The sequence below is a fragment of the Paraburkholderia sp. HP33-1 genome (assembly GCF_021390595.1).
GTDB lineage: Bacteria > Pseudomonadota > Gammaproteobacteria > Burkholderiales > Burkholderiaceae > Paraburkholderia.
Genome location: NZ_JAJEJR010000001.1, coordinates 2,433,893 through 2,459,043, shown reverse-complemented (window position 1 = coordinate 2,459,043; position 25,151 = coordinate 2,433,893). Strand labels below are relative to the sequence as shown.

Annotated in this window: 24 protein-coding genes; 21 read left to right on the top strand and 3 right to left on the bottom strand. The window is 63.1% G+C overall.

Going from position 1 to position 25,151, the window contains the following annotated elements; genetic code table 11:
• Positions 1 to 109 precede the first annotated feature (109 nt).
• Positions 110 to 3,352: an Rne/Rng family ribonuclease gene (locus L0U81_RS11140; protein WP_233802600.1), complete on the bottom strand. Its 3,243-nt coding sequence runs from the start codon at positions 3,350 to 3,352 to the stop codon at positions 110 to 112.
• 728 nt (positions 3,353 to 4,080) lie between these two features.
• Here L0U81_RS11140 and L0U81_RS11135 point away from each other — a divergent pair.
• The 4 genes from L0U81_RS11135 to L0U81_RS11120 are packed head-to-tail and all read left to right on the top strand — an operon-like array spanning position 4,081 to position 7,225.
• A complete protein-coding gene (locus L0U81_RS11135; RefSeq protein ID WP_233802599.1) occupies positions 4,081 to 5,130 on the top strand; it encodes an RluA family pseudouridine synthase in 1,050 nt (349 codons plus the stop codon).
• Positions 5,123 to 5,782 (top strand): HAD-IA family hydrolase, encoded by a 660-nt coding sequence (locus L0U81_RS11130; protein ID WP_233802597.1) that lies wholly within the window; start codon positions 5,123 to 5,125, stop codon positions 5,780 to 5,782. The genes L0U81_RS11135 and L0U81_RS11130 overlap by 8 nt, the downstream gene beginning before the upstream one ends.
• Positions 5,779 to 6,195: a Rieske (2Fe-2S) protein gene (locus tag L0U81_RS11125; protein ID WP_233802595.1), complete on the top strand. Its 417-nt coding sequence runs from the start codon at positions 5,779 to 5,781 to the stop codon at positions 6,193 to 6,195. Before L0U81_RS11130 ends, L0U81_RS11125 begins: the two co-directional genes overlap by 4 nt.
• 28 nt (positions 6,196 to 6,223) lie before the next feature.
• Complete coding sequence (locus tag L0U81_RS11120; RefSeq protein ID WP_233802593.1) at positions 6,224 to 7,225, top strand: S49 family peptidase; 1,002 nt, start codon at positions 6,224 to 6,226, stop codon at positions 7,223 to 7,225.
• Positions 7,226 to 7,340: 115 nt separating this feature from the next.
• Here L0U81_RS11120 and L0U81_RS11115 read toward each other — a convergent pair whose 3' ends face one another.
• On the bottom strand, positions 7,341 to 8,060 hold the full coding sequence (locus tag L0U81_RS11115) for an SAM-dependent methyltransferase (RefSeq protein WP_233802591.1): 720 nt from the start codon (positions 8,058 to 8,060) through the stop codon (positions 7,341 to 7,343).
• Positions 8,057 to 8,674 (bottom strand): Maf-like protein, encoded by a 618-nt coding sequence (locus L0U81_RS11110; RefSeq protein WP_233802589.1) that lies wholly within the window; start codon positions 8,672 to 8,674, stop codon positions 8,057 to 8,059. Before L0U81_RS11110 ends, L0U81_RS11115 begins: the two co-directional genes overlap by 4 nt.
• A 302-nt stretch (positions 8,675 to 8,976) precedes the next feature.
• On the opposite strand from L0U81_RS11110, the gene L0U81_RS11105 reads away from it, so the two are divergent.
• The 17 genes from L0U81_RS11105 to rnc all read left to right on the top strand — a co-directional run bounded on the left by L0U81_RS11105 (position 8,977) and on the right by rnc (position 25,140).
• Complete coding sequence (locus L0U81_RS11105) at positions 8,977 to 9,633, top strand: DUF177 domain-containing protein (RefSeq protein WP_233802587.1); 657 nt, start codon at positions 8,977 to 8,979, stop codon at positions 9,631 to 9,633.
• Between the two features lie 102 nt (positions 9,634 to 9,735).
• Positions 9,736 to 9,915 (top strand): 50S ribosomal protein L32, encoded by a 180-nt coding sequence (gene rpmF / locus L0U81_RS11100; RefSeq protein ID WP_006401275.1) that lies wholly within the window; start codon positions 9,736 to 9,738, stop codon positions 9,913 to 9,915.
• A gap of 171 nt (positions 9,916 to 10,086) precedes the next feature.
• On the top strand, positions 10,087 to 11,193 hold the full coding sequence (gene plsX, locus L0U81_RS11095; RefSeq protein WP_233802585.1) for a phosphate acyltransferase PlsX: 1,107 nt from the start codon (positions 10,087 to 10,089) through the stop codon (positions 11,191 to 11,193).
• Entirely contained in the window at positions 11,193 to 12,182 is a 990-nt protein-coding gene (locus L0U81_RS11090; protein ID WP_233802583.1) for a beta-ketoacyl-ACP synthase III, read from the top strand. The genes plsX and L0U81_RS11090 overlap by 1 nt, the downstream gene beginning before the upstream one ends.
• Positions 12,183 to 12,297: 115 nt before the next feature.
• Entirely contained in the window at positions 12,298 to 13,233 is a 936-nt protein-coding gene (gene fabD / locus L0U81_RS11085; protein ID WP_233802581.1) for an ACP S-malonyltransferase, read from the top strand.
• Between the two features lie 79 nt (positions 13,234 to 13,312).
• Entirely contained in the window at positions 13,313 to 14,062 is a 750-nt protein-coding gene (gene fabG / locus L0U81_RS11080) for a 3-oxoacyl-ACP reductase FabG (protein ID WP_233802579.1), read from the top strand.
• Positions 14,063 to 14,214: 152 nt separating this feature from the next.
• Positions 14,215 to 14,454 (top strand): acyl carrier protein, encoded by a 240-nt coding sequence (acpP, locus tag L0U81_RS11075; protein WP_004197638.1) that lies wholly within the window; start codon positions 14,215 to 14,217, stop codon positions 14,452 to 14,454.
• Between the two features lie 255 nt (positions 14,455 to 14,709).
• Positions 14,710 to 15,948 (top strand): beta-ketoacyl-ACP synthase II, encoded by a 1,239-nt coding sequence (gene fabF, locus L0U81_RS11070; protein WP_233802578.1) that lies wholly within the window; start codon positions 14,710 to 14,712, stop codon positions 15,946 to 15,948.
• Positions 15,949 to 15,959: 11 nt separating this feature from the next.
• Positions 15,960 to 16,478: a hypothetical protein gene (locus L0U81_RS11065; protein WP_233802576.1), complete on the top strand. Its 519-nt coding sequence runs from the start codon at positions 15,960 to 15,962 to the stop codon at positions 16,476 to 16,478.
• A 101-nt stretch (positions 16,479 to 16,579) separates the two neighbouring features.
• Positions 16,580 to 17,179 (top strand): RNA polymerase sigma factor RpoE, encoded by a 600-nt coding sequence (gene rpoE / locus L0U81_RS11060; protein ID WP_006051939.1) that lies wholly within the window; start codon positions 16,580 to 16,582, stop codon positions 17,177 to 17,179.
• Between the two features lie 86 nt (positions 17,180 to 17,265).
• Positions 17,266 to 17,883, top strand: coding sequence for a sigma-E factor negative regulatory protein (locus L0U81_RS11055; protein ID WP_233802574.1), 618 nt, complete (start codon positions 17,266 to 17,268; stop codon positions 17,881 to 17,883).
• A gap of 4 nt (positions 17,884 to 17,887) precedes the next feature.
• Positions 17,888 to 18,928 (top strand): MucB/RseB C-terminal domain-containing protein, encoded by a 1,041-nt coding sequence (locus L0U81_RS11050; RefSeq protein ID WP_233802572.1) that lies wholly within the window; start codon positions 17,888 to 17,890, stop codon positions 18,926 to 18,928.
• Between the two features lie 37 nt (positions 18,929 to 18,965).
• Entirely contained in the window at positions 18,966 to 20,483 is a 1,518-nt protein-coding gene (locus L0U81_RS11045; RefSeq protein WP_233802570.1) for a DegQ family serine endoprotease, read from the top strand.
• Positions 20,480 to 20,752: a glutaredoxin family protein gene (locus L0U81_RS11040; protein ID WP_233802568.1), complete on the top strand. Its 273-nt coding sequence runs from the start codon at positions 20,480 to 20,482 to the stop codon at positions 20,750 to 20,752. The genes L0U81_RS11045 and L0U81_RS11040 overlap by 4 nt, the downstream gene beginning before the upstream one ends.
• Positions 20,753 to 20,956: 204 nt before the next feature.
• Entirely contained in the window at positions 20,957 to 22,750 is a 1,794-nt protein-coding gene (gene lepA / locus L0U81_RS11035; protein ID WP_233802566.1) for a translation elongation factor 4, read from the top strand.
• A gap of 18 nt (positions 22,751 to 22,768) precedes the next feature.
• A complete protein-coding gene (lepB, locus tag L0U81_RS11030; protein ID WP_233802563.1) occupies positions 22,769 to 23,662 on the top strand; it encodes a signal peptidase I in 894 nt (297 codons plus the stop codon).
• 185 nt (positions 23,663 to 23,847) lie between these two features.
• The gene (gene rnc / locus L0U81_RS11025; RefSeq protein ID WP_233802561.1) at positions 23,848 to 25,140 is read left to right on the top strand and encodes a ribonuclease III; all 1,293 of its coding nucleotides are present in this window, start codon (positions 23,848 to 23,850) and stop codon (positions 25,138 to 25,140) included.
• Positions 25,141 to 25,151 lie beyond the last annotated feature (11 nt).

Sequence of the window (25,151 nt, the reverse complement as noted above, 5' to 3'; positions counted from 1 at the left end):
CGTTGTCGGGGTATACCAGGGGCGGCATGACGCGGCTCGCGGCCACGAAAGGCCACCAAAAAAAGAGCCCGCCGGGAAGGGCGGGCTCTTTTACTGACAACGACGCGGCTTACTGCGGATGCTTGATCGTTTCGACCTGTTGCATCGGCGTGCTGTCGGCCGGCGGCAACGCCTTGCGCTCACGGATCACGCGCGGCGGCTTGATCGTCTGCGCCGCCGCTTCCTGCGCGGCGCGCAGCTTGTCGGCGTCGGTGTTGACCCAGGTCAGGCCAGCCTGTTCGAGGACCGGCTTCAATGCATCGGCCGATGCGGGTGCGGCGCTGCGGGCGGGAGCCTGCTGCGCAGCCGCGGCGACGGGTGCCGGTTCGACCGCGGCCGGCTCCGTTGCGACGGCCGGTTGCGGCTCGACGATTTCGGCCTGTGGTGCCGGCTCAGCTGCCGGGGCCTCGACGATCGTGGCCGGAGCCGCGGTGTCGAGCGCAGCCGGAGCGGCTTGCGGTTCGCTCGGGACGGCAGGTTGCATTTGCGAGGTCGGCTCGACTGCCGGCGCTTCGACATGCGCGACCGGTTCAGCCGGCGCAACCACTTCGCTCACGGCCGGCGCGGCTTGCTCTGCTACCGCCGGCGCTTGGACAGCCGGTTCCACCGCCGCTGCCGGTTCGATCGATGCCACCGGAGCCTCTTCGACCGGCACTACTTTTTCGGCCTTTGCGGCATTTTCCGCAGCCAGGGCCGGCGTTTCGGCTGCCGCGTGCAGTTCGGTCACGACGACGGTTTCCGTCGCGACCGCGGCGACGACCACTTCGACCGGCGTCACGTCTTTTGCCTTGCTGGCTTCAGCCGTGTGCTCGAGCGGCTGGTCGATGCGCACCGGCGCTTCGTCGCCGGCGGCTACGTTGTCGCCTTCTGCTTCCGCGACATCCGCTGCGAGGTTGCCGTTCACGTCCTCTTCACGCTCACGACGGCCACCACGACGGCCGCGGCGGCGACGACGACGCTCCTCGCCGTCACGCGCGACCGCTTCCTGATCGAGCGGCGCACCGTTTTCACCCACTGCGGCGCGGTTGCGCGCCTGTTCATCGGCGGCCTGAGCGTCGGTTTGCGTCAGTGCCGCGGCGACTTCCGCCTGCGGCTTGCGGCGCTCGCCTCGTTCGACGCGTTCAGCGCGCTCGCCACGCTCGCGGCGCTCACCGCGTTCCTGGCGCTCGGCGCGTGCCGTGCCTTCGACGGCTTCGGCGCGCTCAACACCACGGTTGTCGCGCTCGCGACCTTCGCGCGGTTCACGTGCTTCACGCGGCTCGCGGCCCTCGCGCGGTTCGCGGCCTTCACGGGCCTCACGCGGTTCGCGCTGTTCACGCGGAACGCGCGGTTCGCGGCCCTCACGTGCCTCACGGCCTTCGCGTTCCTCGCGACGCTGCGACGGTTGCTGACCTTGCGCCTGACGGCCGCCGGTCACGCCTTCGCCGCGCGCTGCCGCGTCGCGTCCGCCTGCACCGCCACGGCGGTTGCGGTTGCGATCGCCGCCACGCTCGCCCGTGCGCTCACCGCGCTCAGTGCGTTCGCCGCGTTGCGGACGGGCCTGCTTGTCGGTCGCGGCCGGCGCGGCGGGTGCCGGAGCAGCCGGCTGCATGCCGAACAGATTCTTCAGCCAGCCGATGAAGCCGCCGCTGGCCGGTGTCACCGCGACCGGAGCCGGCGTGGCCGCCGGGCGGACCGGTGCGCTCGGCGCCGGCTTCTCGGGCGTAATGCCCTTGACCGCCGCTTCCTGCTTCGGCTTCACTTCCTCGGTGCGCTTGCTGTAACCAGTTTCGGATTCGAGCTCGCGGGCCGCTTCTTCGGCCATCTTCCACGATGCGCGCGGGTCGTCGAGACGCGCGTCGTCGTGACGCAGGCGCTCGAGCTTGTAGTGCGGCGTGTCGAGGTGCTTGTTCGGGATCAGCACGACGTTGACCTTGAAACGCGACTCGATCTTGTTGATTTCGGCGCGCTTCTCGTTCAACAGGAAGGCGGTCACTTCGACCGGCACCTGGCAGTGGATCGCCGCGGTGTTTTCCTTCATCGCTTCTTCCTGAATGATCCGCAGCACTTGCAGCGCGGACGATTCGGTATCGCGGATGTGGCCCGTGCCGTTACAGCGCGGGCACGTCACGTGGCTGCCTTCCGACAGTGCCGGACGCAGACGCTGGCGCGACAGTTCCATCAGGCCGAAGCGCGAGATCTTGCCCATCTGCACGCGGGCACGGTCGTGCTTGAGCGCGTCTTTCAGGCGCTGCTCGACTTCGCGCTGGCTCTTGGCCGATTCCATGTCGATGAAATCGATCACGATCAGGCCGCCCAGATCGCGCAGGCGCAACTGGCGGGCGACTTCGTCGGCGGCTTCGAGGTTCGTGCGCGCGGCCGTTTCCTCGATGTCCGCGCCCTTGGTCGCGCGCGCCGAGTTCACGTCGATCGCGACGAGTGCTTCGGTGTGGTCGATCACGATCGCTCCACCCGACGGCAGCGGCACCGTGCGCGAGTAGGCGGTTTCGATCTGGTGCTCGATCTGGAAGCGCGAGAAGAGCGGCACGTCGTCGTGGTAGCGCTTCACCTTGCCGACGTTGTCCGGCATCACGATATCCATGAAGGCGCGTGCCTGGTCATGGATTTCGGTGGTGTCGATCAGGATTTCGCCGATATCCGGCTGGAAGTAGTCACGAATCGCGCGGATCACGAGGCTCGATTCGAGATAGATCAGCATCGGCTGACCGCTCGCGCCGCTTTGCGACGCGGCTTCGATCGCGCGCCACAGTTGCATCAGGTAGTTCAGGTCCCACTGCAACTCTTCGGCACTGCGCCCGATGCCGGCCGTGCGCGCGATGATGCTCATGCCTTCCGGCAGTTGCAGCTGCGCCATGGTTTCGCGCAGTTCCTGACGGTCGTCGCCTTCGATCCGGCGCGACACGCCGCCGCCACGCGGGTTATTCGGCATCAGCACCAGATAGCGGCCGGCGAGCGAGATGAACGTGGTCAGGGCTGCGCCCTTGTTGCCGCGTTCTTCCTTTTCGACCTGGACGATCAGTTCCTGACCTTCCTTCAGCGCGTCCTGGATACGCGCGGAACGCATGTCAACGCCTTCGCGGAAGTACTGGCGGGCGACTTCCTTGAACGGCAGGAAGCCGTGGCGGTCTTCGCCGTAATTGACGAAGCAGGCCTCGAGCGACGGCTCGATGCGCGTGATAATGCCCTTGTAAATATTGCCTTTGCGCTGTTCGCGGCCGGCAGTTTCGATGTCAATGTCGATGAGTTTTTGCCCATCGACGATGGCGACGCGCAGCTCTTCCTGCTGCGTCGCATTGAACAACATTCGTTTCATTGAACGACTCCAGAGCGGCCTCGCCGGTCCAGCTGCGCGGTTGTCAGTCGCGAGAGCGGAGGAGGCAGGCGTGCCGCGTCTTATTGTGTTTTCACAAGCACGCTGGAGCGGGAAAGATGGCGGGAGAATTGCCTGAGAGGGCCCGCCCCCAATAAAAAGAAGGGCGCGGTGCCGCAGGGCACATGCGAACACGGCTTCAAATCATGGCCTGACACGCCGCGTTTTGCCAGCAGACCTTCATAAGCCTTCGGCCTGTGGTGCCGGCGCGCCAAATGGGCGCGCGAGCAAAGGGTCGAAGTCCGCGGTCATGCCGCAACGGGAAGTTCGCGCAGGCGGCGCGTCTTTTCCTGCTGGGGGTGTCTCGCCTTCTTTTGACGTCGCCATGTCTTGTACTTTCTACAAGACGCCTCGGGCGCACGCCGTATTTTCGCGACTTGCAGCTTCGTCCAGCAGGGCGTCATACCACCCGGATCACGAAGCTGAAAGCTAAATTCTTTTTTACCAAAATTCCGTTACCGTCGAAGCCGACCTTGACCGAACGCGCCTGTGGGCGCCGTCCCTGCCGCGTGCCGACTTCGTGCGTGCAACTTGTTGCATCTCATTTTAAGGGTGAGCAACCAGACCCCAGCGCAAGTAAAATAATGGTTTATCGCTTGCGCTCGCGCAGTCCACCCACATTCCGGACACTGCGCCGGCCGTCGCAGACTGCTGGGCAAATTATATTCAGAATGAAAGAGTTAGGCAAAACATCCCAGAGATCGGTTGCAGGCGCGGTCGAAGGCTCGGTTTCAAGCGACCAGGTCTCGCTGATCGAGATCGACGACAGCTCGGCCGGTCAGCGCATCGACAATTTCCTGCTGCGCGTCTGCAAGGGCGTGCCGAAAAGCCATATCTATCGGATCCTGCGCAGCGGTGAAGTGCGCGTGAACAAGGGCCGGATCGACGCGCAGTACCGTCTCGAACTGGGCGATCTCGTGCGTGTGCCGCCGATCCGCGTCGCCCAGCCGAACGAAGCCGCAGCCCATGTGCCGGTGCCCGCCGGCGGCTTTCACATCCTGTTCGAAGACGAGCATCTGCTCGTGATCGACAAGCCGGCCGGTGTCGCGGTGCACGGCGGCAGCGGTGTTGCATTCGGCGTGATTGAACAGATGCGCGAGGCGCGGCCGCAGGCGAAATTCCTCGAACTCGTGCATCGGCTGGATCGCGAGACCTCGGGCATCCTGATGCTCGCGAAGAAGCGCTCGGCGCTCGTCAATCTGCATGAGCAGATTCGCGAGAACCGGATGGACAAGCGCTACTACGCATGCGTGCATGGCGAGTGGGCGAGCGACTGGGGCCGCCGTCGCGCGGTGAAGGAGCCGCTGCACAAGTACCTGACCGCTGACGGCGAGCGCCGCGTGCGCGTGCAGGCCGATGGCCTCGCTTCCCACACGATCTTCAATCTGGTCGACCGCTGGCCGCACTATGCGCTGCTGGAGGCCGAGCTGAAGACGGGGCGTACGCACCAGATTCGTGTTCATCTGCAACATCTGGCGCTACCGATCGTCGGCGACGCGAAATATGGCGATTTCGCGCTGAACAAGGCGCTTGCGCGCGCTAACGCGAAGCCGGGCATCAAACGCATGTTTCTGCACGCTTACCGGCTCAAGCTGACGCATCCGGCCACTGGCGCGCCGCTGCAGCTGGATGCGCCGCTGCCGGCCGACTGCCGCGGCTTTATCCAGCAACTCAACGAACTACGCACTGGGTCCAACCCGGAGACGACCTTGCATGGCTAGAGAACAATTTGATCTGATCGTGTTTGACTGGGATGGCACGCTGATGGATTCGACCGTGCACATCACGCGCAGCATTCAGGCGGCGTGCCGCGACCTCGGCCTGCCGGTTCCCGCCGACGAAGCCGCGAGCTACGTGATCGGCCTCGGCCTGCGCGACGCGCTGCAGCTTGCCGCGCCGACGCTTGATCCTGCCGACTATCCGCGGCTATCGGAGCGCTACCGCTTCCATTATCTGGTAAAAGACCAGACTACCGAGCTGTTCCCGGGCGTGCGCGAGATGCTTCAGGAGTTGCGTGACCTCGGCTATCTGCTTGCGGTCGCGACCGGCAAGAGCCGCGTTGGCCTGAATCGCGCGCTCGACCAGGCGCGCCTGACGAGCCTGTTCGACGGCACGCGCTGCGCTGACGAAACCTTCTCGAAGCCGCATCCTGCGATGCTGCACGAGCTGACTCGCGAATTGGGGCAGGACACGGCGCGCACGGTGATGATCGGCGATACGACACACGACCTGCAGATGGCGCTCAATGCCGGCGTGGCGGGGATTGGCGTGACCTACGGCGCGCATCCGGCAATTTCGCTGAATGCGATGTCGCCGAAGTTCGTCGCGGCGAGCGTCAGCGATTTGTCCGGCTGGCTGCGGGAGAACGCATGAGCGCTGACGGCGTGCACACCGCTGCTTCCGTCGCTGCGCAGGTCGTGCGCATCTGCGCGGCTGACGAGCTGGTCGACGGCGGTGACGGCATCCGGCGCGACGCGCGGCTCGGCGGGCAGGACGTCGTGGTGTTTTTCGTCCGCTATGATGGTCGCGCATACGGCTATCTGAACCGCTGCGCCCACGTGCCGATGGAGCTTGACTGGCAGGAAGGGCAGTTCTTCGAATCGTCCGGTTTATACTTGATGTGCGCGACACATGGCGCGATTTACGCGCCGGATACCGGCAAATGCGTCGGTGGTCCGTGTCGCGGGGCCAGGTTGCGTCCCGTGCAGGTCGAGGAGCGCGATACGCCCGAGGGTCGTGCGGTATTCTGGCTGCCTGACGGCGAATTGCTGCCGGTCACGCGCTGATTTCCTTTTCAATCTTTCCACTGCCCGCATGTCCGACAATTTAACCCCCGAAAAGGACCCAAACTCGGGCGGCCGTTCCCGTACGCCCGCCGACGAGCCGGGCTGGGAACGGGCCGCGCTCGAGCGCATCGCGCTCGCCGCGATCAACGAGCAACGCGCCGCGCGGCGTTGGCGAATTTTCTTCCGCTTTGTGTTCCTCGCCGTACTCGCACTGGCCGCGTGGGGCGTGCTGAACTTCTCGGGCGAGCGGGTCGCGACCACTGGCCGTCATACGGCAATGGTTTCGCTTAACGGCGAGATCGCGACGGATGCGAGTGCAAACGCCGAAGATATCAACACCGCGCTCGATTCCGCGTTCGAAGACTCCGATACCGCTGGTGTGATCCTTTACTGCAACAGCCCGGGCGGCAGTCCGGTGCAGGCGGGCATCATCAACAGCGAGATTCGGCGGCTGCGCGGCAAATATCCGTCGATCCCGCTGTACGTCGTCGTCGGCGATACGTGCGCATCGGGTGGCTACTACGCGGCCGCGGCAGCAGAGAAGATCTATGTCGACAAGGCGAGCATCGTCGGTTCGATCGGCGTGCTGATGGACAGCTTCGGTTTCACCGGACTGATGGACAAGTTGGGGATTCAGCGCCGCCTGCACACATCGGGCGAGAACAAAGGCTTTTTCGATCCGTTCTCGCCGGAAACGCCGAAGATGGACGCACATGCGCAGGATATGCTCGATCAGATCCACGCACAGTTCATCGACGCGGTGCGTCAGGGACGCGGCAAGCGTCTGCATGAGACGCCGGATATGTTCTCGGGCCTGTTCTGGACGGGGCAGAAGAGCGTCGAACTGGGTCTCGCGGACGGTTTCGGCGATGCGGATTACGTTGCGCGTGAAATCTTCAAGGCGCCGGATATCGTTGATTACACGGTAAAAGAGAGCATTTCGGATCGTGTTGCGCGCAAGTTCGGCGCGGCGGTCGGCGCCGGCGCAGTTCGGGCGATGGCGCTTGGCGAGAAGATGAATCTGCGTTGAGTTCGCAGTTATAAGAAAGCCCGCGCGACTGGCCTGGCCGGTTGCGCGGGCTTTGTCATTGTGCGCGGCGTCTCCTCTCTCTGGCCGCTTTTCCCTGTCTGGCCGGTGTCTGCGCTCAGGTCGCCAGAATCAGAAAAATCGCCGGCCGCTTATGCAGGTCGATTTCGGGCTTCTTTTTCCAGTCGGTGACAGTCCGGCTCGCGATCACCTCGGTCGGCAGCGTCAGATCGACCGCCACGCAGACGAGCGTCGACGGCGCGCAGGACGCGAGCAGCGTATCGAGCAATGCGCGATTCCGGTACGGCGTTTCGATGAAAATCTGCGTCTGCTTGCTCTTGCGCGACTGTTGCTCGAGATCGCGCAGCCGCTTGGCGCGCTCGGCGGCGTCGACGGGCAGATAGCCGTGAAACGCGAAGCTCTGGCCGTTCAGCCCTGATGCCATCAGCGCCAGCAGAATCGAACTCGGCCCGACCAGCGGCACGACCTTAACCCCGCGCTCGTGCGCGCGTCGCACGAGCAGCGCGCCCGGATCCGCGACCGCCGGGCAGCCGGCTTCGGAGACGAGGCCCGCATCGGTGCCCGCGAGCAGCGGTGCGAGCAGCTTGTCGATCTCGCCGGCCGGCGTATTGACGTTCAGTTCGCGAATCTCGATTTCCTGAATCGGCCGTTCGGTGCCGACCTTTTTCAGGAACGCGCGCGTTGTTTTCGCGTTTTCACCAATGTAATAGTGCAGCGACGCCGCGCGGGCGCGCACGGGCGCGGGCAGCACCAGATCGAGCGCGCTCGCGTCGCCTTCGCCGAGCGTGTTTGGAATCAGATAGAGCGTGCCGGTCATCGCGCCCCCAGAAGCGGATAGTTGGCCGCGAGCAGCATGTTCGACAGCGCGATCAACGGCAGGCCGACGAGCGCGGTCGGGTCGTCGGAATGGATGGCGTCCAGCAGTGCGATGCCGAGCCCCTCTGATTTGGCGCTTCCGGCCACGTCGTACGGCGTTTCGGCACGCAGGTAGGCGTCGAGCGCCGCGTCCGGCAGGTTGCGGAACCGCACGCGGGTGATCACGTCGACGCTTCGCGCGCAGTCCGACGCGCTGTCGAACAGGCACAGCGCACTATGGAACAGTACGTCGCGGCCGCGCATCGCCTGCAATTGCGCGAGGGCCTTTTCGTGCGTACCGGGCTTGCCGATCTGAAGGCCGTCGTAGGTGGCGACCTGGTCCGAGCCGATCACCAGCGCGCGTTCGTCGGCGGCGAGCCCCTGGGCGACCGCGCGGGCTTTGGCTTCGGCGAGGCGCAGCGCAGTGGCTTCGGGCGTTTCGCCGGCGAGTGGGGTTTCGTCGATCGCGGGCACGACGACGTCGAACGGCACGCGCAGGCGTTCGAGCAACTTGCGGCGATACCGCGAACTCGACGCCAGAATCAGGCGTGGCGGGCGTTTGGAGGAATCAGACATGGTGTGCGGGCAACGGGGGAGGCGGGTCGTACGGGGCCGCGAGAGGCTCGCGCGCGTACGGGCTTAAGTGTTTGACTCGAAAAGACAAAACGGATATGATTTTGGGCTCTTCACGGTATGCTTGCGCTTGAAGGGTCTCGGCGCGTTCAGCGGCTTTCGGGCGTTTGACGGAGGCGCAGCAGGGTTGGACGTAATGGCCGCGGGCTCCACTGGCTGCCTCGCACACCGGATTATCTTCGCGGCGGATCTGATCGTCCTTCGCGAATCACCCCGGCAACATACTTGCCGACGCAGGAGCGCACATGACTCAACATCCTGGCAAACCTGCAGGTCTGTCCGACCCGCATGAACTCGATCTGTTCGAATTTACGCGGAGCGGGCGCCAGGCCGCGGGTGTCGTGCGCGTTTCGCAACTGCCGCGCATGTTAAACGAAGTCCCGGCGGAAGCGCCAGATCGCGACACCGCGTTCACATGGCAGGCCGAAGGGACGACGCAGCCGGAATTGCAGGACGATGGCACCGAAGGTCCCCAGCCTTATCTGCGGCTGGCGATTCACGGTGCCGCGTGGCTCGAATGCCAGCGGTGCTTGACGCCGTATTCGCAGGCGTTCAACGTCGATGCAACTTACCGGATCGTCAATACGGAGGCGGAAGCTGAAGAGTTTCCGCTGGACGAGGATGAAGTCGAGGTGATCGTGGGCTCGCGCCAGTTCGATCTCATCGACTTGATCGAAGAAGAGTTGCTGCTTTCCTTGCCGCTCGTGCCCAAACATGAGATCTGCCCTGAAGTGCACGAGAGTCTTGTCTCGGGCGCCGATGGCAGCGAAGGTGAGGGCGACGAAGCCGCGCCGGACGAGGCTGGCGGTGCCAGCGAGTCGAATCAGTCCAACGAGCGGCGCAATCCGTTCGCGGCGCTCGAAAGTCTGAAGCGCGACGAGTCGGGCGGCAAGAAGCACTAAACAGTTGCAGGGGGCGCGATGCGGGCATATTGGCCACTTGGCCAGTAGTTAAGACCGTATCGGGCTGTGTTAGAATTCGGAAAATTTTTTGGAGTTTTAGTCATGGCAGTTCAACAAAACAAGAAGTCGCCGTCGAAGCGCGGCATGCACCGTTCGCACGATTTCCTGACGGCAGCGCCGCTGGCTGTCGAGCCGAGCACGGGCGAAGTGCATCTGCGTCACCACATCAGCCCGAACGGCTACTATCGCGGCAAGAAAGTCGTCAAGACGAAGAACGACTAATCGTTGACTGCGATGCGCCCTGTGGCGTTTCGCGAAGCGATCGGCTCGCTTGACATTTTCCTGGTTCGGCAAGAAGGCGGCATTCAACTGCCGCTTTTTTGTGTCGATCGCAGTTGGCGCTGTAGCGCTTCCCGCGATTCCAAGCAGAGCGTCTGAAATTCGTCGCACTCCATGACAGTAAAGCTCACGATAGATTGCATGGGTGGCGACCACGGCCCGTCCGTGACCGTTCCCGCTGCCGTCAACTTCGTTCGTTCGCATCCCGATGCGCAGTTGCTGCTCGTCGGCATTGAAAGTGCGATTCGTGCGCAGCTGAAGAAGCTCAAGGCTCAGGATCTGCCGGCGCTGACCGTCGTGCCTGCTACCGAGGTCGTCGCGATGGACGATCCGGTCGAGGTCGCGCTGCGCAAGAAAAAAGATTCGTCGATGCGTGTGGCGCTGACCCGCGTCAAGGAAGGCGAGGCTCAAGCCTGCATTTCCGCCGGCAATACCGGTGCACTGATGGCGGTCTCGCGTTATGTGCTGAAAACGCTGTCGGGCATCGAACGTCCGGCCATCGCGTCCGCCCTGCCCAATCCCACCGGCTATACGATGATGCTCGACCTGGGTGCCAACGTCGACTGCGAGCCGCAGCACCTGCTGCAGTTCGCCGAGATGGGGCACGCGCTCGTGTCCGCGCTCGAGGGCAAGGAGCGGCCCACCATTGGCCTGCTCAACATCGGCGAAGAAGTCATCAAGGGCAACGACATCATCAAGCGCGCCGGTGAACTGCTGCGTGCGAGTACACTGAACTTTCACGGCAATGTCGAAGGCGACGACATCTACAAGGGCACCGTCGACGTAATCGTCTGCGATGGCTTTGTCGGCAATGTCGCGCTAAAGACGTCGGAAGGTCTTGCGCAGATGCTGTCCAACATCATCAAGGAAGAATTCGGCCGGTCATGGCTGACCAAGGTGATGGCGGTGCTCGCGCTGCCGGTATTGATGCGTTTCAAGAAACGCGTCGATCATCGGCAATACAATGGCGCCGCGCTGCTCGGCTTGCGTGGCCTCGTGATCAAAAGCCACGGTTCCGCCGATGCCTACGCGTTTGAGTGGGCCATCAAACGCGGGTATGATGCCGTCAAAAACGGCGTGCTGGAGCGCCTTGCGCGAGCGATGGAAGAGAATGCGGGTTCTCTCGAACAGGCAGCGCGCGACGCAAGCGGTGCGGGTCACGCAAGCCCGATCGCAGGCCAGCCGGCCGAGCCCTACGCTGCGCAATCCTCGAAGGCATAATGGCTCAATTCACAATCTACTCCCGCGTGCTCGGCACCGGCAGCTGCTTGCCGCCCAACCGCGTCACCAATCAGGATCTGGCCGAGCGTCTCGCGAGGCAAGGTGTCGAGACCAGCGACGAATGGATCGTCGCGCGCACGGGCATCCATGCGCGTCACTTCGCCGATCCGGACGTCACGACCAGCGACCTCGCCTTGATCGCCTCGCAGCGTGCGATCGAAGCGGCGGACATCGATCCGCAGTCCATCGACCTGATCGTCGTCGCCACCTCCACGCCGGACTTCGTGTTCCCGAGCACCGCTTGCCTGCTGCAGAACAAACTCGGCATCAAGAATCACGGCGCCGCGTTCGACGTACAGGCGGTCTGCTCCGGCTTCGCTTACGCGGTCGCGACCGTGGACAGCCTGATTCGCAGCGGTCAGCATCGCACGGCGCTCGTGGTCGGTGCGGAAACTTTCTCGCGCATTCTCGATTTCAATGACCGCACCACCTGTGTGCTGTTCGGCGACGGCGCGGGCGCGGTTATCCTGCAGGCGTCCGACGAACCGGGCGTGCTGGCAAGCGCGCTGCACGCTGACGGCAGCCATTCGAACATTCTCTGCACACCGGGCAACGTGAACGGCGGCGTGGTCGCGGGCAGCGCGTTCCTGCACATGGACGGCCAGGCGGTGTTCAAGCTCGCGGTCAACGTGCTCGAGAAGGTCGCCATCGAAGCACTGGAAAAAGCCGATCTGAAGCCCGAGCAGATCGACTGGCTGATTCCGCATCAGGCCAATATCCGCATCATGCAAAGCACTTGCCGCAAGCTCGGCCTGCCGCAGGAGCGCATGGTTGTCACGGTGGGCGAGCACGGCAATACGTCGGCGGCGTCCATTCCGCTTGCACTCGACGTCGCGGTGCGCGACGGCCGCATCAAGCGCGGCCAGAACGTGCTGATCGAAGGCGTCGGCGGCGGCTTCACGTGGGGCGCGTCGGTCATCCGCTACTGAGCGCGAGACGCATCGCAGGGCGCCGCTGGCGGCGCCCTGCGGCCGGAGCAACGCGCGCGCCATGCAGCGCGCGCGGCCGGCCGCCACATCCGATTAAACAGAATTTGGGGACGATATGAAATTTGCGTTCGTTTTTCCTGGGCAGGGTTCGCAGGCAGTCGGCATGCTGAACGCATTCGCCGATCATGCAATCGTGCGTGAGACGGTTCAGGAAGCTTCCGACGCACTCAACCAGGACCTCGGCAAGCTGATCGCCGAAGGCCCCGCCGAAGATCTCAATCTCACCACCAACACCCAACCGGTCATGCTGACCGCAGCCTACGCGATCTATCGCGCGTGGCAGCAGGCGGGTGGCCCCGCGCCGGCGATCGTCGCCGGTCATAGCCTCGGCGAATACACTGCGCTCGTCGCGGCCGGCGCGCTCGCGTTTCGCGATGCGGTGCCGCTCGTGCGTTTCCGCGCGCAGGCGATGCAAACCGCGGTGCCGGTGGGCGAAGGCGGCATGGCCGCAATTCTCGGCCTCGACGACGACACCGTGCGCGCGGTCTGCGCGGAAGCGTCGGTGGCGGGTGTCGTCGAAGCGGTCAATTTCAACGCGCCGGCGCAAGTCGTGATCGCGGGCCACAAGGCCGCGGTCGAGAAGGCCTGCGAAGTCGCGAAGGCGAAGGGCGCGAAGCGCGCGTTGCCGTTGCCGGTGTCGGCGCCGTTCCACTCGTCGCTGCTCAAGCCCGCGTCGGATCAATTGCGCGAATACCTCGCGAGCATCGACGTGCGGGTGCCGTCGATCCCCGTCATCAACAACGTCGACGTCGCGGTGGTCAACGAGCCCGCTGGGATCAAGGACGCGCTGGTGCGCCAGGCGGCTGGTCCGGTGCGCTGGGTCGAGAGCGTTCAGGCGATGGCCGCGCAGGGCGTCACGCACGTGATCGAATGCGGTCCGGGTAAGGTCCTTGCAGGTTTGACCAAGCGCATCGACGGCAATCTCGTCGGCGCGTCGGTGTTCGATCCCGCCTCGCTCGAAGAAACGCTGAAGCTCGTGACGGCAGGCTGAGCGCGCGGGAGCGGCATCCCTCGGCAGAAGAATCAACAAGAATCAATGAGCCCTATTTGAAGGGCATCCGGACTGACAGATGGAAAAGACTCTCGACAAGCAGATCGCAATCGTGACGGGCGCGTCGCGCGGCATCGGCCGTGCGATCGCGATGGAGCTCGCGCATCAGGGCGCGACGGTCATCGGCACCGCGACGAGCGAAAGCGGCGCGACGGCGATCACCGAAGCGTTCAAGGCGGCCGGCGTGAACGGTCGCGGTGCGGTCCTCGACGTCAACGACGCGGCCGCGGCCGAAGCGCTGATCGACGGCGCGGTCAAGGAATTCGGCGCACTCAACGTGCTCGTGAACAACGCCGGCATTACCCAGGACCAACTGGCGATGCGCATGAAGGACGACGACTGGGACGCGGTGATCGACACCAATCTGAAGTCGGTGTTCCGCCTTTCGCGCGCGGTGCTACGCCCGATGATGAAAGCGAAGGGCGGCCGCATCATCAACATCACGTCGGTGGTCGGCTCGGCCGGCAACCCCGGGCAGATCAACTATGCGGCCGCGAAGGCCGGCGTCGCGGGCATGACGCGTGCGCTCGCGCGCGAGATCGGTAGCCGCGGCATCACGGTCAATTGCGTGGCGCCTGGTTTTATCGATACCGACATGACGAAGGCGCTGCCCGAAGAGCAGCAGACCGCGCTGAAAACTCAAATTCCGCTGGGCCGTCTCGGCAGCCCGGAAGACATCGCGCATGCGGTCGCGTTCCTCGCGTCGCCGCAAGCGGGCTACATCACCGGCACGACGCTGCACGTGAACGGTGGCATGTATATGCAGTAACCAATTTCGGTTACTATCCGCGCCTTGATGCGTTTGCAGAAAGCACGAGGCGCATGCGTTGACAGGAACCCGATGCGCCGCTTTTTTGCCGGGTCAAACCTGATAAAATGCGCGCACCAGTATTTTTGAACTTCTTTTCCCTTGGAGGGGTAATGGACAATATCGAACAGCGCGTCAAGAAGATCGTCGCGGAACAACTGGGCGTTGCGGAAGCGGAAATCAAGAACGAAGCGTCGTTCGTGAACGATCTCGGCGCCGACTCGCTCGACACCGTTGAGCTCGTGATGGCCCTCGAAGACGAATTCGGCATGGAAATTCCGGATGAAGAAGCCGAGAAGATCACCACCGTTCAGCAAGCGATCGATTACGCTCGCGCGAACGTCAAGGCCTAAGGTCATTCGCACCTGCGTTTCTGCACGGGCCGCGCATGACGCCCTGCCGTGCCGCTTGCCGGCGCCAGCAGGGTCGACGCTATTGGAAGTGTCTGTTGGCACACCATGCACCGCGCCACTTGCCACGCAGGAGCCAGCGATGTTGACAGCGCAACTTTTCGCGCGATTGCCGACTTAAACAGCCACAGGGCACACAGGGCGATTCCTGTGGCCGCTGTGGCTTTTGCTTTTGTCATCTATGAAAAAGGGGTTACCGTGAGCCGCCGTCGTGTTGTTGTTACAGGCCTGGGGCTGATTTCGCCTGTTGGCAATAATGTTGCCGATGGCTGGGCCAATCTGGTCGCCGGCAAGTCTGGGATTGCCAATATCACGAAGTTCGATGCGTCGAACTTCTCGACTCGTTTCGCCGGCGAGGTGAAGGGCTTCAATATCGAGGACTACATCCCCGGTAAGGAAGCGCGCCACATGGATACGTTCATCCATTACGGCGTGGCTGCGGGCATCCAGGCGATGCAGGACAGCGGCCTCGAAGTCACCGACGAGAATTCGGAGCGCATTGGCGTGGTGGTCGGTTCAGGCATCGGCGGTCTGCCGATGATCGAAATCACCCAAACCGAATTGCTCAATCGTGGCCCGCGTCGCATTTCGCCGTTCTTCGTGCCGGCTTCGATCATCAATATGATCTCCGGGCACCTGTCGATCAAGTTCGGCATCAAGGGTCCGAATCTGTCGATCGTTACCGCGTGTACGACCGGTCTGCACTGCATCGGCGAGGCTTCGCGCCTGATCGAATACGGCGATGCCGACGTGATGATCGCCGGTGGCGCGGAATCGACCGTGTCGCCGCTCGGTATCGGCGGCTTTGCGGCGGCGCGCGCGCTGTCCCAACGCAATGACGATCCGGCGACCGCGAGCCGTCCGTGGGACAAGGATCGCGACGGCTTCGTGCTCGGCGAAGGCGCGGGCGTGATGGTGCTCGAAGAGTACGAGCACGCAAAGGCGCGCGGCGCGAAGATCTACGCGGAAATCGGCGGCTACGGCATGAGCGGCGATGCGTATCACATGACCGCGCCGCTCGAAGATGGCGACGGCGCACGCCGCTGCATGCTCGCCGCGCTGAAGAACGCGGGCATCAATGGCGATCAGGTGAGCTACCTGAACGCGCACGGCACGTCTACGCCGCTCGGCGATCTGGCGGAAACGACCGGCATCAAGCGGGCGTTCGGCGACCATGCGAAAAACATGGTCGTCAACTCGACCAAGTCGATGACGGGTCACCTGCTGGGCGGCGCCGGCGGTCTGGAGTCGGTGTTCACGGTGCTCGCCGTGCATCACCAGGTCTCGCCTCCGACCATCAACATCTTCAACCAGGACCCGGCTTGCGATCTCGATTACTGCGCGAACACCGCGCGGGAAATGAAGATCGACGTCGCGCTGAAGAACTCGTTCGGGTTCGGCGGCACGAACGGCACGCTGGTGTTCAAGCGCGCCTGACCTGATCACGGGTGACGCGTCAGTTCACGACGCCGGCTTCGCCGGCGCTTTCCCCCGAACCAGTGACGTTGGGCAGGGTGACGCGGCGGATTGCGCTGCGTCCCTCGGTCGCACTGCGTGCCACGGCGGGGGTGTTCGTGCTGATTGTGACGTTAGCCGTCTACACTTGCCTCGCGCCGCGGCTGGGCGCGGGGCAGGCCGCTCCGTTGACGCTTGCCCTGGCAGCGCTGCTCGCGCTTTGCGCGGCAAAGTATGACGCGGCGCAGCCCATCTCGCTGCATATCGCGAAGGGCGAGATTTCCGCCTGGAACCGCGCGGGTGCGTTGCTCGCGCGAGGCCGCGTGGTCGGTTGCGCGCAGTGGAGCGGCCGCTTGCTGGTGCTCGCGCTCGAGCCAAATAGTGGTCAAGGGCGCGGACCCGCGCTCAGGCCCCACGGTCGCACACGCGTCATACTGCTTGCGGCCGACGCGCTGCCGCCTACTCTTTTCCGCGAACTTTCCGTGCTAGGCCGGCGTGTGGCCGGCGCCTGACTGTAACGACTGTAACCGCTGTTACCGTAGTAACGTGCCCTCACGAGGGGGACGCTACAATGGTCCCCCGCCATGCGCCCTATAGTTAACGGATTTATCAGGTGAGCGAAAAAGAAATTGATCAGGTGCTGGTCGAGCGCGTCCAGAAGGGCGACAAGGCCGCGTTCGAGCTTCTGGTCTCCAAATACCACCGCAAGATTCTCCGGCTGATCTCGCGTCTCGTGCGGGATCCCGCTGAAGTCGAAGACGTCGCGCAGGACGCTTTTATCAAGGCGTATCGCGCGTTGCCGCAGTTTCGCGGCGAGTCGGCGTTTTATACGTGGTTGTACCGGATTGCGGTCAACACCGCGAAGAACTACCTTGCCACCCAGGGACGGCGCGCACCGACCTCGACCGAAGCGGATGCTGAAGAAGCTGAAACTTTCTCAGACGCCGACCAACTAAGGGATATCAACACGCCTGAGTCGATGTTGATGAGCAAGCAGATCGCCGAGACGGTCAATGCTGCGATGGCGGTTTTACCGGAAGAATTGCGCACCGCCATTACTCTTCGAGAAATTGAGGGTTTGAGCTACGAGGAAATCGCGGAGATGATGGGTTGCCCAATTGGCACAGTCAGATCACGAATTTTCCGCGCTCGCGAAGCCATTGCGGCAAAATTGCGACCGTTGCTTGACACACCCGAGGGCAAGCGCTGGTAGATGTATCTGAGCGGCCTAGCGGGGCAGCGGTGCAATATCTGGATTAGTGGTGTCACTACGGGTTATTTGGAAAGATGGGGAGCATCATGGGGTCGGTCTCGATGCAATCGCAAGTGGGCTCGCACGGCGAGCGTCTGTCCGCTTTCGTCGACGGTGAGCTGTTCGGTGAAGAGCATCTGAATCTGGACAAGTTTCTTGCGGACCTCGACGGCGACGATCGTGCCGCCTGGTCGAGCTACCACCTGATCGGCGATGCGCTGCGTTCCGACGATCTGGCGGTCAGCCCCGCAAGGAGCAGCGCATTTCTGAGCGGCTTCGCTGCGCGTCTCGAAAGTGAGCCGCACGTGCTGGCGCCAGCCGCCGCGTCCGCGTCGGTCACGCGGCGCCTGCTCGGGCTGCGCCGCCGTGTCGTGCCGGCGTTTGCCGTCGCCGCCGCGGCCGCTACGCTGACCTGGATCGTCGTGCCGCAGTTGCAGGGCGTGTCGGGTGGTCCCGGCGCCCAACTGGCTTCGCTCCAATCGCACGGCGACGCGGTGCAGCGAGTCGCCATGGCGTCGGTGCCCGCGTCGCAGGACTCAAACATCATTCGCGACGCGAGCCTCGATCAATACCTCGAAGCTCATCAGCAGTTCGCGCAACAACCGGTGATGGCAGGCTCGATGCCGGTGATTCGCGCTGCCTCAGTCTCCACGCAGGGCCAATAGTTTGATGCAGACTCCGCGGTTAAATAAAACGACTATCTGGGGGCGGTTGCCAGCATTTCTGTTCTGCGCAGCCGTGTTGTTGTCCGCTACACCGCGGGTCTTCGCACAAGACGATGCGGTCGTCGCCCGTCGCACGGCCGCGGAACTGCTCGATCGCATCCATCAGGCTGCCCAGCAGCAGAACTACGAAGGCGCGTTCGTCTATCAGCGTGGCAATTTCGTGCAGACGTCGCGCATTGCCCACTACTCCACGCATACGGACGGCGAGTTCGAGCAGCTCGAAAGTCTCGACGGCAAGCCGCGCAAAATGCTCCGGCATAACGACGACATGTACACGTTCGTGCCGGAGCGGCGTCTCGTCGTCTTTGAAACGCGTCAGAACAAAGACTCGTTCCCCGCGCTGCTGGCCGTGAACGGCTCGCAGGTGCTGTCCGTCTACGAGCCGAAGATGCTTGGCGATGACCGCGTCGCGGGCGTCGACAGCCTCGTCATGGAGCTCGATCCGAAAGATGCGTACCGTTTCGCGTACAAGCTGTGGGCCGACAAAAAGACCGGTCTGCTGCTGCGCGCGCAGACGCTCGACCCAAGCGGCCAGGTGCTCGAACAGCTGTCGTTTTCGCAGGTCCGCATCGGCGTGCCGGTTGACAAGGCGGATATCGTCAACGGCATTCGAAATCTCGCGGGCTGGACCGTTGTGCGTCCGCCAGTCGAGCCGGTCGACATGGCCGCGCAGGGCTGGCAGATCACGCCGTCGGTGCCGGGCTTTCACATCATCCGCCAGCTGCGCCGCCCAATGGCGTCGCGCGAGGCGGGGCAGCCGCCGATCCCGGTCGACCAGGCCGTATTTTCCGACGGCCTCGCGGCGATTTCTGTGTTCGTCGAGCCGGTCGAGAACAATACGCGCAAGGAAGGCACGGGCGATAGTGGCGCAACCCACGTACTGGTCAAGCGTCAGGGAGACTTCTGGATTACCCTGCTGGGTGAGGTGCCCCAAACCACATTGCAGCAGTTCGCGTCTGCCATAGAATACAAAGCTCCAAAGTAATCCTTCTGAATCCTGAAATCCCTCGGCTTGCTACGATATGACGACTTTCTCGGTGCGCAAATTCCTCGCGGCCGTAATGGTGGCGGCTTGTTTGCCGCTTGTGCCGCATGTGGCGTCGGCGGCTCCCGCCGCCAATCTGCCCGACTTCACTGACCTCGTAGACAAGGTCGGCCCGGCGGTCGTCAACATTCGCACGACAACGCATGTGTCGAGCGGCAGTTCACGCGGCGGCCTGCCGCCGGGTATGGACGACGGGGACATGTCGGAGTTCTTCCGTCGCTTCTTCGGGATTCCGATGCCGCAGTCCCCGCAGTCGCCGCACGGTGGTGATAACGGCGGTGGCGGCGGTGGCGGCGGTAGCGGCGGCAGCCCGGATACGCCGGACAACGCCGACGCCGAACAGAATAGTGGCGTTGGCTCGGGCTTCATCCTGTCGGCGGACGGTTACGTGATGACCAATGCGCACGTCATCGACGATGCGGACACGATCTACGTGACGCTGACAGACAAGCGCGAATTCAAGGCGAAGCTGATCGGCGTCGACGACCGTACCGATGTCGCCGTCGTGAAGATCAACGCGTCGAACCTGCCGACCATCACGATCGGCGATTCGAACAAGGTGCGCGTCGGCGAATGGGTCGTCGCGATCGGTTCGCCGTTCGGTCTCGAAAACACAGTGACGGCGGGCATCGTGAGCGCGAAGGGGCGCGACACGGGCGACTACCTGCCGTTCATCCAGACCGACGTGGCCGTCAATCCGGGCAACTCGGGCGGTCCGCTGATCAACATGCAGGGAGAAGTGATCGGCATCAATTCGCAGATCTATAGCCGCACCGGCGGATTCATGGGCATTTCGTTTGCGATTCCGATCGACGAAGCAATGCGCGTGGCCGATCAGCTGAAGAGTTCGGGCAAGGTGGTGCGCGGCCGCATCGCGGTGGCAATCGGTGAAGTGACCAAAGACGTCGCGGACTCGCTCGGTCTGCCGAAGGCGCAGGGCGCGCTCGTTAGCAGCGTCGAGCCGGGCGGCCCGGCCGACAAGGCTGGTGTGCAGCCGGGCGACATCATCCTGAAGTTCAACGGCCATCCGGTCGACACCGCGACGGACTTGCCGCGCATGGTTGGCGATACGAAGCCGGGCACGAAGACGTCGATCACGGTCTGGCGCAAGGGTCAAACGCGCGACCTGCCGGTCACGATCGCTGAAATGCAGCCGGACAAGGTCGCGAAGACGGATCAGAAGAAACCGCAGGCGCCGAAGCAGCGCGCGACGAACGCGCTCGGCGTCGCCGTCAGCGACATTCCTGCCGACCAGCAGAAGGCGCTGAAGATTCAGAACGGCGTGCAGATCGACGCGGTCGACGGTCCGGCCGCACGTGTCGGGCTGCAAAAGGGCGACATCATCCTGCGGGTCGGCGACACGGATGTGACGAGCGCGAAGCAGTTCGAGGAACTGACCTCGCACCTCGATTCGCAAAAGATGGTTGCGTTGCTGGTTCGTCGTGGCGACAACACCCAGTTTGTGCCGATTCGCCCGCGCACCGCGCAGAAATGACGACGACGGCATCGCTCACGCTTTATGGGCGCGCGTGGTGCCATCTGTGCGAGGAGATGCGCGTCGCGCTCGGGCCGTTACTGGCCGAGTTCGGCGCCCAGCTGACGGTGATCGACGTCGACACCGATCCGCTGCTTGAGGCGCGTTACGACGAGTGGGTGCCGGTGCTGGTCTGCGATGGCGTCGAGCTGTGCCACTACCATTTCGACGAAGTGCGCGTGCGGGCGGCATTGGCCGCGCACGCGTCGCGTGTCGCTGCGGCATCCTGATTCGCGCTATCCATGCGCGTTTTGCCGGCACTCACCGCAATACACACGGTAAATTTCTCGCATCTGCTTCGCTTTCTTTCGGCCTGCGCTTCGCAGGATGCGCCGGCCGATGGGCTTTTCGGCTAAAATAGATAGGTTTTTCACCTACTTACAAGGCGTGCTCCGCTATTGTCCGGGCGCGCCTTTTCGCTTGATCGGCACTGAATGGATCATATTCGTAACTTCTCGATCATTGCGCACATCGACCATGGCAAGTCGACGCTCGCCGATCGCATCATCCAGATTTGTGGCGGTCTGTCCGACCGCGAGATGGAAGCTCAGGTGCTCGACTCGATGGATCTCGAGCGCGAGCGCGGCATCACGATCAAGGCGCAAACCGCCGCGTTGACGTATCGCGCGCGCGACGGGCAGGTGTACAACCTGAACATGATCGACACGCCGGGGCACGTCGACTTCTCGTACGAAGTCAGCCGCTCGCTGTCCGCCTGCGAAGGCGCGCTGCTCGTCGTCGACGCGAGCCAGGGCGTGGAGGCGCAGACCGTCGCCAACTGCTACACGGCCATCGAACTCGGCGTCGAAGTGGTTCCGGTGTTGAACAAGATCGACTTGCCGGCGGCGAACCCCGAAAACGCGATCGCCGAAATTGAGGACGTAATCGGCATTGACGCGACCGACGCCACGCATTGCAGCGCGAAGACGGGCCTCGGCGTCGAAGACGTGCTCGAAGCACTGATTGCGAAAGTGCCACCGCCGAAGGGCGATCCGGAAGCGCCGCTGCAGGCGCTGATCATCGACTCTTGGTTCGACAACTACGTCGGTGTCGTAATGCTCGTGCGCATCGTCAACGGCACGCTGCGTCCGAAGGACAAGATCCGGCTGATGGCAACCGGCGCACAGTATCCGGTCGAACATATCGGCGTGTTCACACCGAAGTCGAAGGATCTCGAGTCGCTATCGGCGGGGCAGGTGGGCTTCATCATCGCCGGCATCAAGGAACTCGCGGCGGCGAAGGTCGGCGACACGGTCACGCTCGTGAACCAGCCGGCGGCCGAGCCGCTGCCGGGCTTCAAGGAAGTGAAGCCACAGGTGTTCGCGGGTCTTTACCCGGTCGAGGCGAATCAGTATGACGCGCTGCGCGACTCGCTCGAAAAGCTGAAGCTGAACGACGCGTCGTTGCAGTACGAACCGGAAGTTTCGCAGGCGCTCGGTTTTGGTTTTCGCTGTGGCTTCCTCGGTCTGTTGCACATGGAAATCGTCCAGGAACGTCTCGAGCGCGAGTTCGACATGGACCTGATCACGACGGCGCCGACCGTGGTCTACGAAGTCCTGCAGCGCGACGGCACGACCCTCATGGTCGAGAACCCGGCCAAGATGCCGGAGCCGTCGAAGATCGAGGAAGTGCGCGAGCCGATCGTTACCGTGAACCTGTACATGCCGCAAGACTACGTCGGCGCGGTGATCACGCTGTGTACGCAGAAGCGCGGCAACCAGATCAACATGCAGTATCACGGCCGTCAGGTCCAGCTCACGTATGAAATCCCGATGGGCGAAGTTGTGCTCGATTTCTTCGACCGTCTGAAGTCGATTTCACGCGGTTATGCGTCGATGGATTACGAGTTCAAGGAATACCGCGCGTCGGACGTCGTGAAGGTCGACATGCTGATCAACGGTGACAAGGTCGATGCGCTGTCGGTTATCGTGCACCGTTCGCAAAGCCAGTACCGTGGCCGCGAAGTGGCCGCGAAAATGCGCGAGCTGATTCCGCGTCAGATGTACGACGTGGCGGTGCAGGCCACGATCGGTTCGAACATCATTGCGCGCGAAAACATTAAAGCGTTGCGTAAGAACGTGCTGGCAAAATGCTACGGCGGCGATATTACGCGTAAGAAGAAGCTGCTCGAAAAGCAGAAGGCAGGCAAGAAGCGAATGAAGCAGGTGGGTTCGGTTGAAATCCCGCAAGAGGCTTTTCTCGCTATTCTGCGTGTCGAAGACAAATAAGTTGAATAACGGAACCCTATGAATTTCGCGCTGATTCTTTTTGTGCTCGTCGTTTTGACGGGTGTCGCATGGGTCGCGGACAAACTGGTTTTTCTGCCGAAACGGCGCCGCGAGGCGGAAGCCGCAGTCGCCGAATTCGATCGTCAGCAGGCACGCATCGGCGAGCGTTTCGCCGATGAAAACGCCGCACAAACGCGCGCGCGTCTACGTGACGACAAGCTGCGTCAGCCGTGGTGGCTCGAATATACGGCGAGCTTTTTCCCGGTGATTCTGGTGGTGTTCGTCGTGCGCTCGTTCGTGGTCGAGCCGTTCAAGATTCCTTCGGGGTCGATGGTGCCGACGCTGCTGGTGGGCGACTTCATTCTCGTCAATAAATTCGAATATGGTCTGCGTTTGCCGATCACCAACACGAGGATCACGCAGGGCAGTCCGGTCCAGCGCGGCGACGTAGTGGTGTTCCGTTATCCGAAGGACGAATCGGTCGACTACATCAAGCGCGTAATTGGTCTGCCGGGCGACGTGATCGAGTATCAGGACAAGAAGCTCACGATCAACGGCAAACCTGTGCCCGAAACGCCGCTGCCCGATTATCTCGACGAAGAGCGCCTCGGTTATGCGAAGCAGTTCGAAGAAGATATCGACGGCCGCAAGAATGCGATTCTGAATAATCCGGCGGTGCCTCCGTTCATCGTTGGCGCGGAAGATTATCCGTTTCGCGACAACTGCCAGTACAACGCGCGTGGCGTGATCTGCAAAGTGCCGCCCGGCAATTTCTTCATGATGGGCGACAACCGCGACAACAGCGCTGATAGCCGGTACTGGGGTTTTGCGCCGGAACGCAATATCGTTGGTCGCGCGTTTTTCATCTGGATGAACTTCAGCGATCTGCGGCGCATCGGCTCGTTTCAGTGAGTCGAGTGCATTGATCGTTTCGTAATCGCTTCTCACACGCCGCGCGAATAGCCGGTATCCGGTTATCCTGGTCGCGGCGTGTTGTCACACCACCTTAAGAACGCGCGGTAACGCCGCTTCACCATGCTTTTTCCGCTGGCGCCCCGCGTTTCCGCCGGGTCAGGCGCCCGCGTTATACTCTGCCCATGCCCCTATCTCCGTTGGAAAGCCGTTTGCGCTACGAATTTCGCAATGCGGAATTGTTGCGCCAGGCTTTAACACACCGCAGTCATAGCTCCACGCATAACGAACGGCTCGAATTTCTCGGCGACTCCGTTCTGAATTGCGCGGTGGCTGCGCTTTTGTTCCAACGTTTCGGCAAACTCGACGAAGGCGACCTGTCGCGCGTGCGCGCCAATCTGGTCAAACAGCAGTCCCTCTACGAGATTGCTCAGGCGCTCAATATTTCCGAAGGCCTGCGGCTCGGCGAGGGCGAGCTGCGCAGCGGCGGCTTCCGCCGGCCCTCGATCCTCGCTGATACGCTCGAGGCGGTGCTCGGTGCGGTATTCCTCGACGGTGGCTTCGATGCCGCCCAGACGGTCATCAAGCGCCTTTACGTGCCGATTCTCGACCATATCGACCCGCGCACGCTCGGCAAGGACGCGAAGACGCTGCTGCAGGAGTATCTGCAGGGCCACAAAATTGCTTTGCCGACCTATACGGTCGTCGCCACGCATGGTGCGGCGCACAATCAGCAGTTCGAAGTCGAATGCACGGTGCCGAAGCTGGACGTCAAGGTTTCAGGTTCGGGGGCCAGCCGTCGCGCGGCGGAGCAGGCTGCCGCAAAGAAGGCGCTCGACGAAGTAATGGCCGCCGCGCCCGCCGTCGTCGCGAAGTCGAAGCGCTCGAAAGGCGCACGCGCCGCGAAAAACGCCGAACAGGACATCGTGCCGGGCGTGACCGGCGTGCAGGCCGCGCTGGATTTGCGTACGCCGGATCGCAAGAGTGAGCGCGGTACGGCGCGCGGCGAGGCGCGTGTGGCTGCCACGCTGGAAGCCCATGCCGACAAGCCTGGCATGGAAAAATCGGCCGCTGAAAAGCCTGCGGCCGAGCGTGCCGCGCCGGCTGCCGTCGGTGCGCCTCTGGCCGTGATCCGAGCCGCGCACGTGGAGTACAGCGGGCAGGACAAGCCGGAGCGTGCCGAGAAGTCCGACAAGGCGGAGAGAGCCGACAAGGTTTCGGTCCACACGGGCGAGAAACCTGTCGACAAGCCGGCCGAAAAACCCGCCGCGGACAAAGCCCCCGACCTCAAAGCCGACGCACCGTCACACGCTCGCGGCGCAGACCGTCAGCGCAGCCGCGAAGCCGCGCCGGGCATTGCTGCATCGAGCGCAACCTCCGCGCCCGTGCCGGCCGCCTCGCCGGCCCCGGCATCTGCCGAACACGAACCCGGCGTCGCCGACGCGGTGCAAACGCGCGTCGCCGATGCGGGCCATTGATTGCCATTGGC

Excerpts from the sequence above, each read along its gene's own strand:
- L0U81_RS11135 (WP_233802599.1), top strand. The coding sequence starts at position 4,081 with ATGAAAGAGTTAGGCAAAACATCCCAGAGATCGGTTGCAGGCGCGGTC.
- L0U81_RS11090 (WP_233802583.1), top strand. The coding sequence starts at position 11,193 with ATGGCTCAATTCACAATCTACTCCCGCGTGCTCGGCACCGGCAGCTGC.
- acpP (WP_004197638.1), top strand. The coding sequence starts at position 14,215 with ATGGACAATATCGAACAGCGCGTCAAGAAGATCGTCGCGGAACAACTG.
- L0U81_RS11125 (WP_233802595.1), top strand. The coding sequence starts at position 5,779 with ATGAGCGCTGACGGCGTGCACACCGCTGCTTCCGTCGCTGCGCAGGTC.
- fabG (WP_233802579.1), top strand. The coding sequence starts at position 13,313 with ATGGAAAAGACTCTCGACAAGCAGATCGCAATCGTGACGGGCGCGTCG.
- rnc (WP_233802561.1), top strand. The coding sequence starts at position 23,848 with ATGCCCCTATCTCCGTTGGAAAGCCGTTTGCGCTACGAATTTCGCAAT.
- lepA (WP_233802566.1), top strand. The coding sequence starts at position 20,957 with ATGGATCATATTCGTAACTTCTCGATCATTGCGCACATCGACCATGGC.
- L0U81_RS11055 (WP_233802574.1), top strand. The coding sequence starts at position 17,266 with ATGGGGTCGGTCTCGATGCAATCGCAAGTGGGCTCGCACGGCGAGCGT.
- L0U81_RS11105 (WP_233802587.1), top strand. The coding sequence starts at position 8,977 with ATGACTCAACATCCTGGCAAACCTGCAGGTCTGTCCGACCCGCATGAA.
- L0U81_RS11115 (WP_233802591.1), bottom strand. The coding sequence starts at position 8,060 with ATGACCGGCACGCTCTATCTGATTCCAAACACGCTCGGCGAAGGCGAC.
- rpmF (WP_006401275.1), top strand. The coding sequence starts at position 9,736 with ATGGCAGTTCAACAAAACAAGAAGTCGCCGTCGAAGCGCGGCATGCAC.
- fabD (WP_233802581.1), top strand. The coding sequence starts at position 12,298 with ATGAAATTTGCGTTCGTTTTTCCTGGGCAGGGTTCGCAGGCAGTCGGC.
- L0U81_RS11045 (WP_233802570.1), top strand. The coding sequence starts at position 18,966 with ATGACGACTTTCTCGGTGCGCAAATTCCTCGCGGCCGTAATGGTGGCG.
- L0U81_RS11110 (WP_233802589.1), bottom strand. The coding sequence starts at position 8,674 with ATGTCTGATTCCTCCAAACGCCCGCCACGCCTGATTCTGGCGTCGAGT.
- lepB (WP_233802563.1), top strand. The coding sequence starts at position 22,769 with ATGAATTTCGCGCTGATTCTTTTTGTGCTCGTCGTTTTGACGGGTGTC.
- L0U81_RS11130 (WP_233802597.1), top strand. The coding sequence starts at position 5,123 with ATGGCTAGAGAACAATTTGATCTGATCGTGTTTGACTGGGATGGCACG.
- L0U81_RS11040 (WP_233802568.1), top strand. The coding sequence starts at position 20,480 with ATGACGACGACGGCATCGCTCACGCTTTATGGGCGCGCGTGGTGCCAT.
- plsX (WP_233802585.1), top strand. The coding sequence starts at position 10,087 with ATGACAGTAAAGCTCACGATAGATTGCATGGGTGGCGACCACGGCCCG.
- L0U81_RS11140 (WP_233802600.1), bottom strand. The coding sequence starts at position 3,352 with ATGAAACGAATGTTGTTCAATGCGACGCAGCAGGAAGAGCTGCGCGTC.
- L0U81_RS11050 (WP_233802572.1), top strand. The coding sequence starts at position 17,888 with ATGCAGACTCCGCGGTTAAATAAAACGACTATCTGGGGGCGGTTGCCA.
- L0U81_RS11120 (WP_233802593.1), top strand. The coding sequence starts at position 6,224 with ATGTCCGACAATTTAACCCCCGAAAAGGACCCAAACTCGGGCGGCCGT.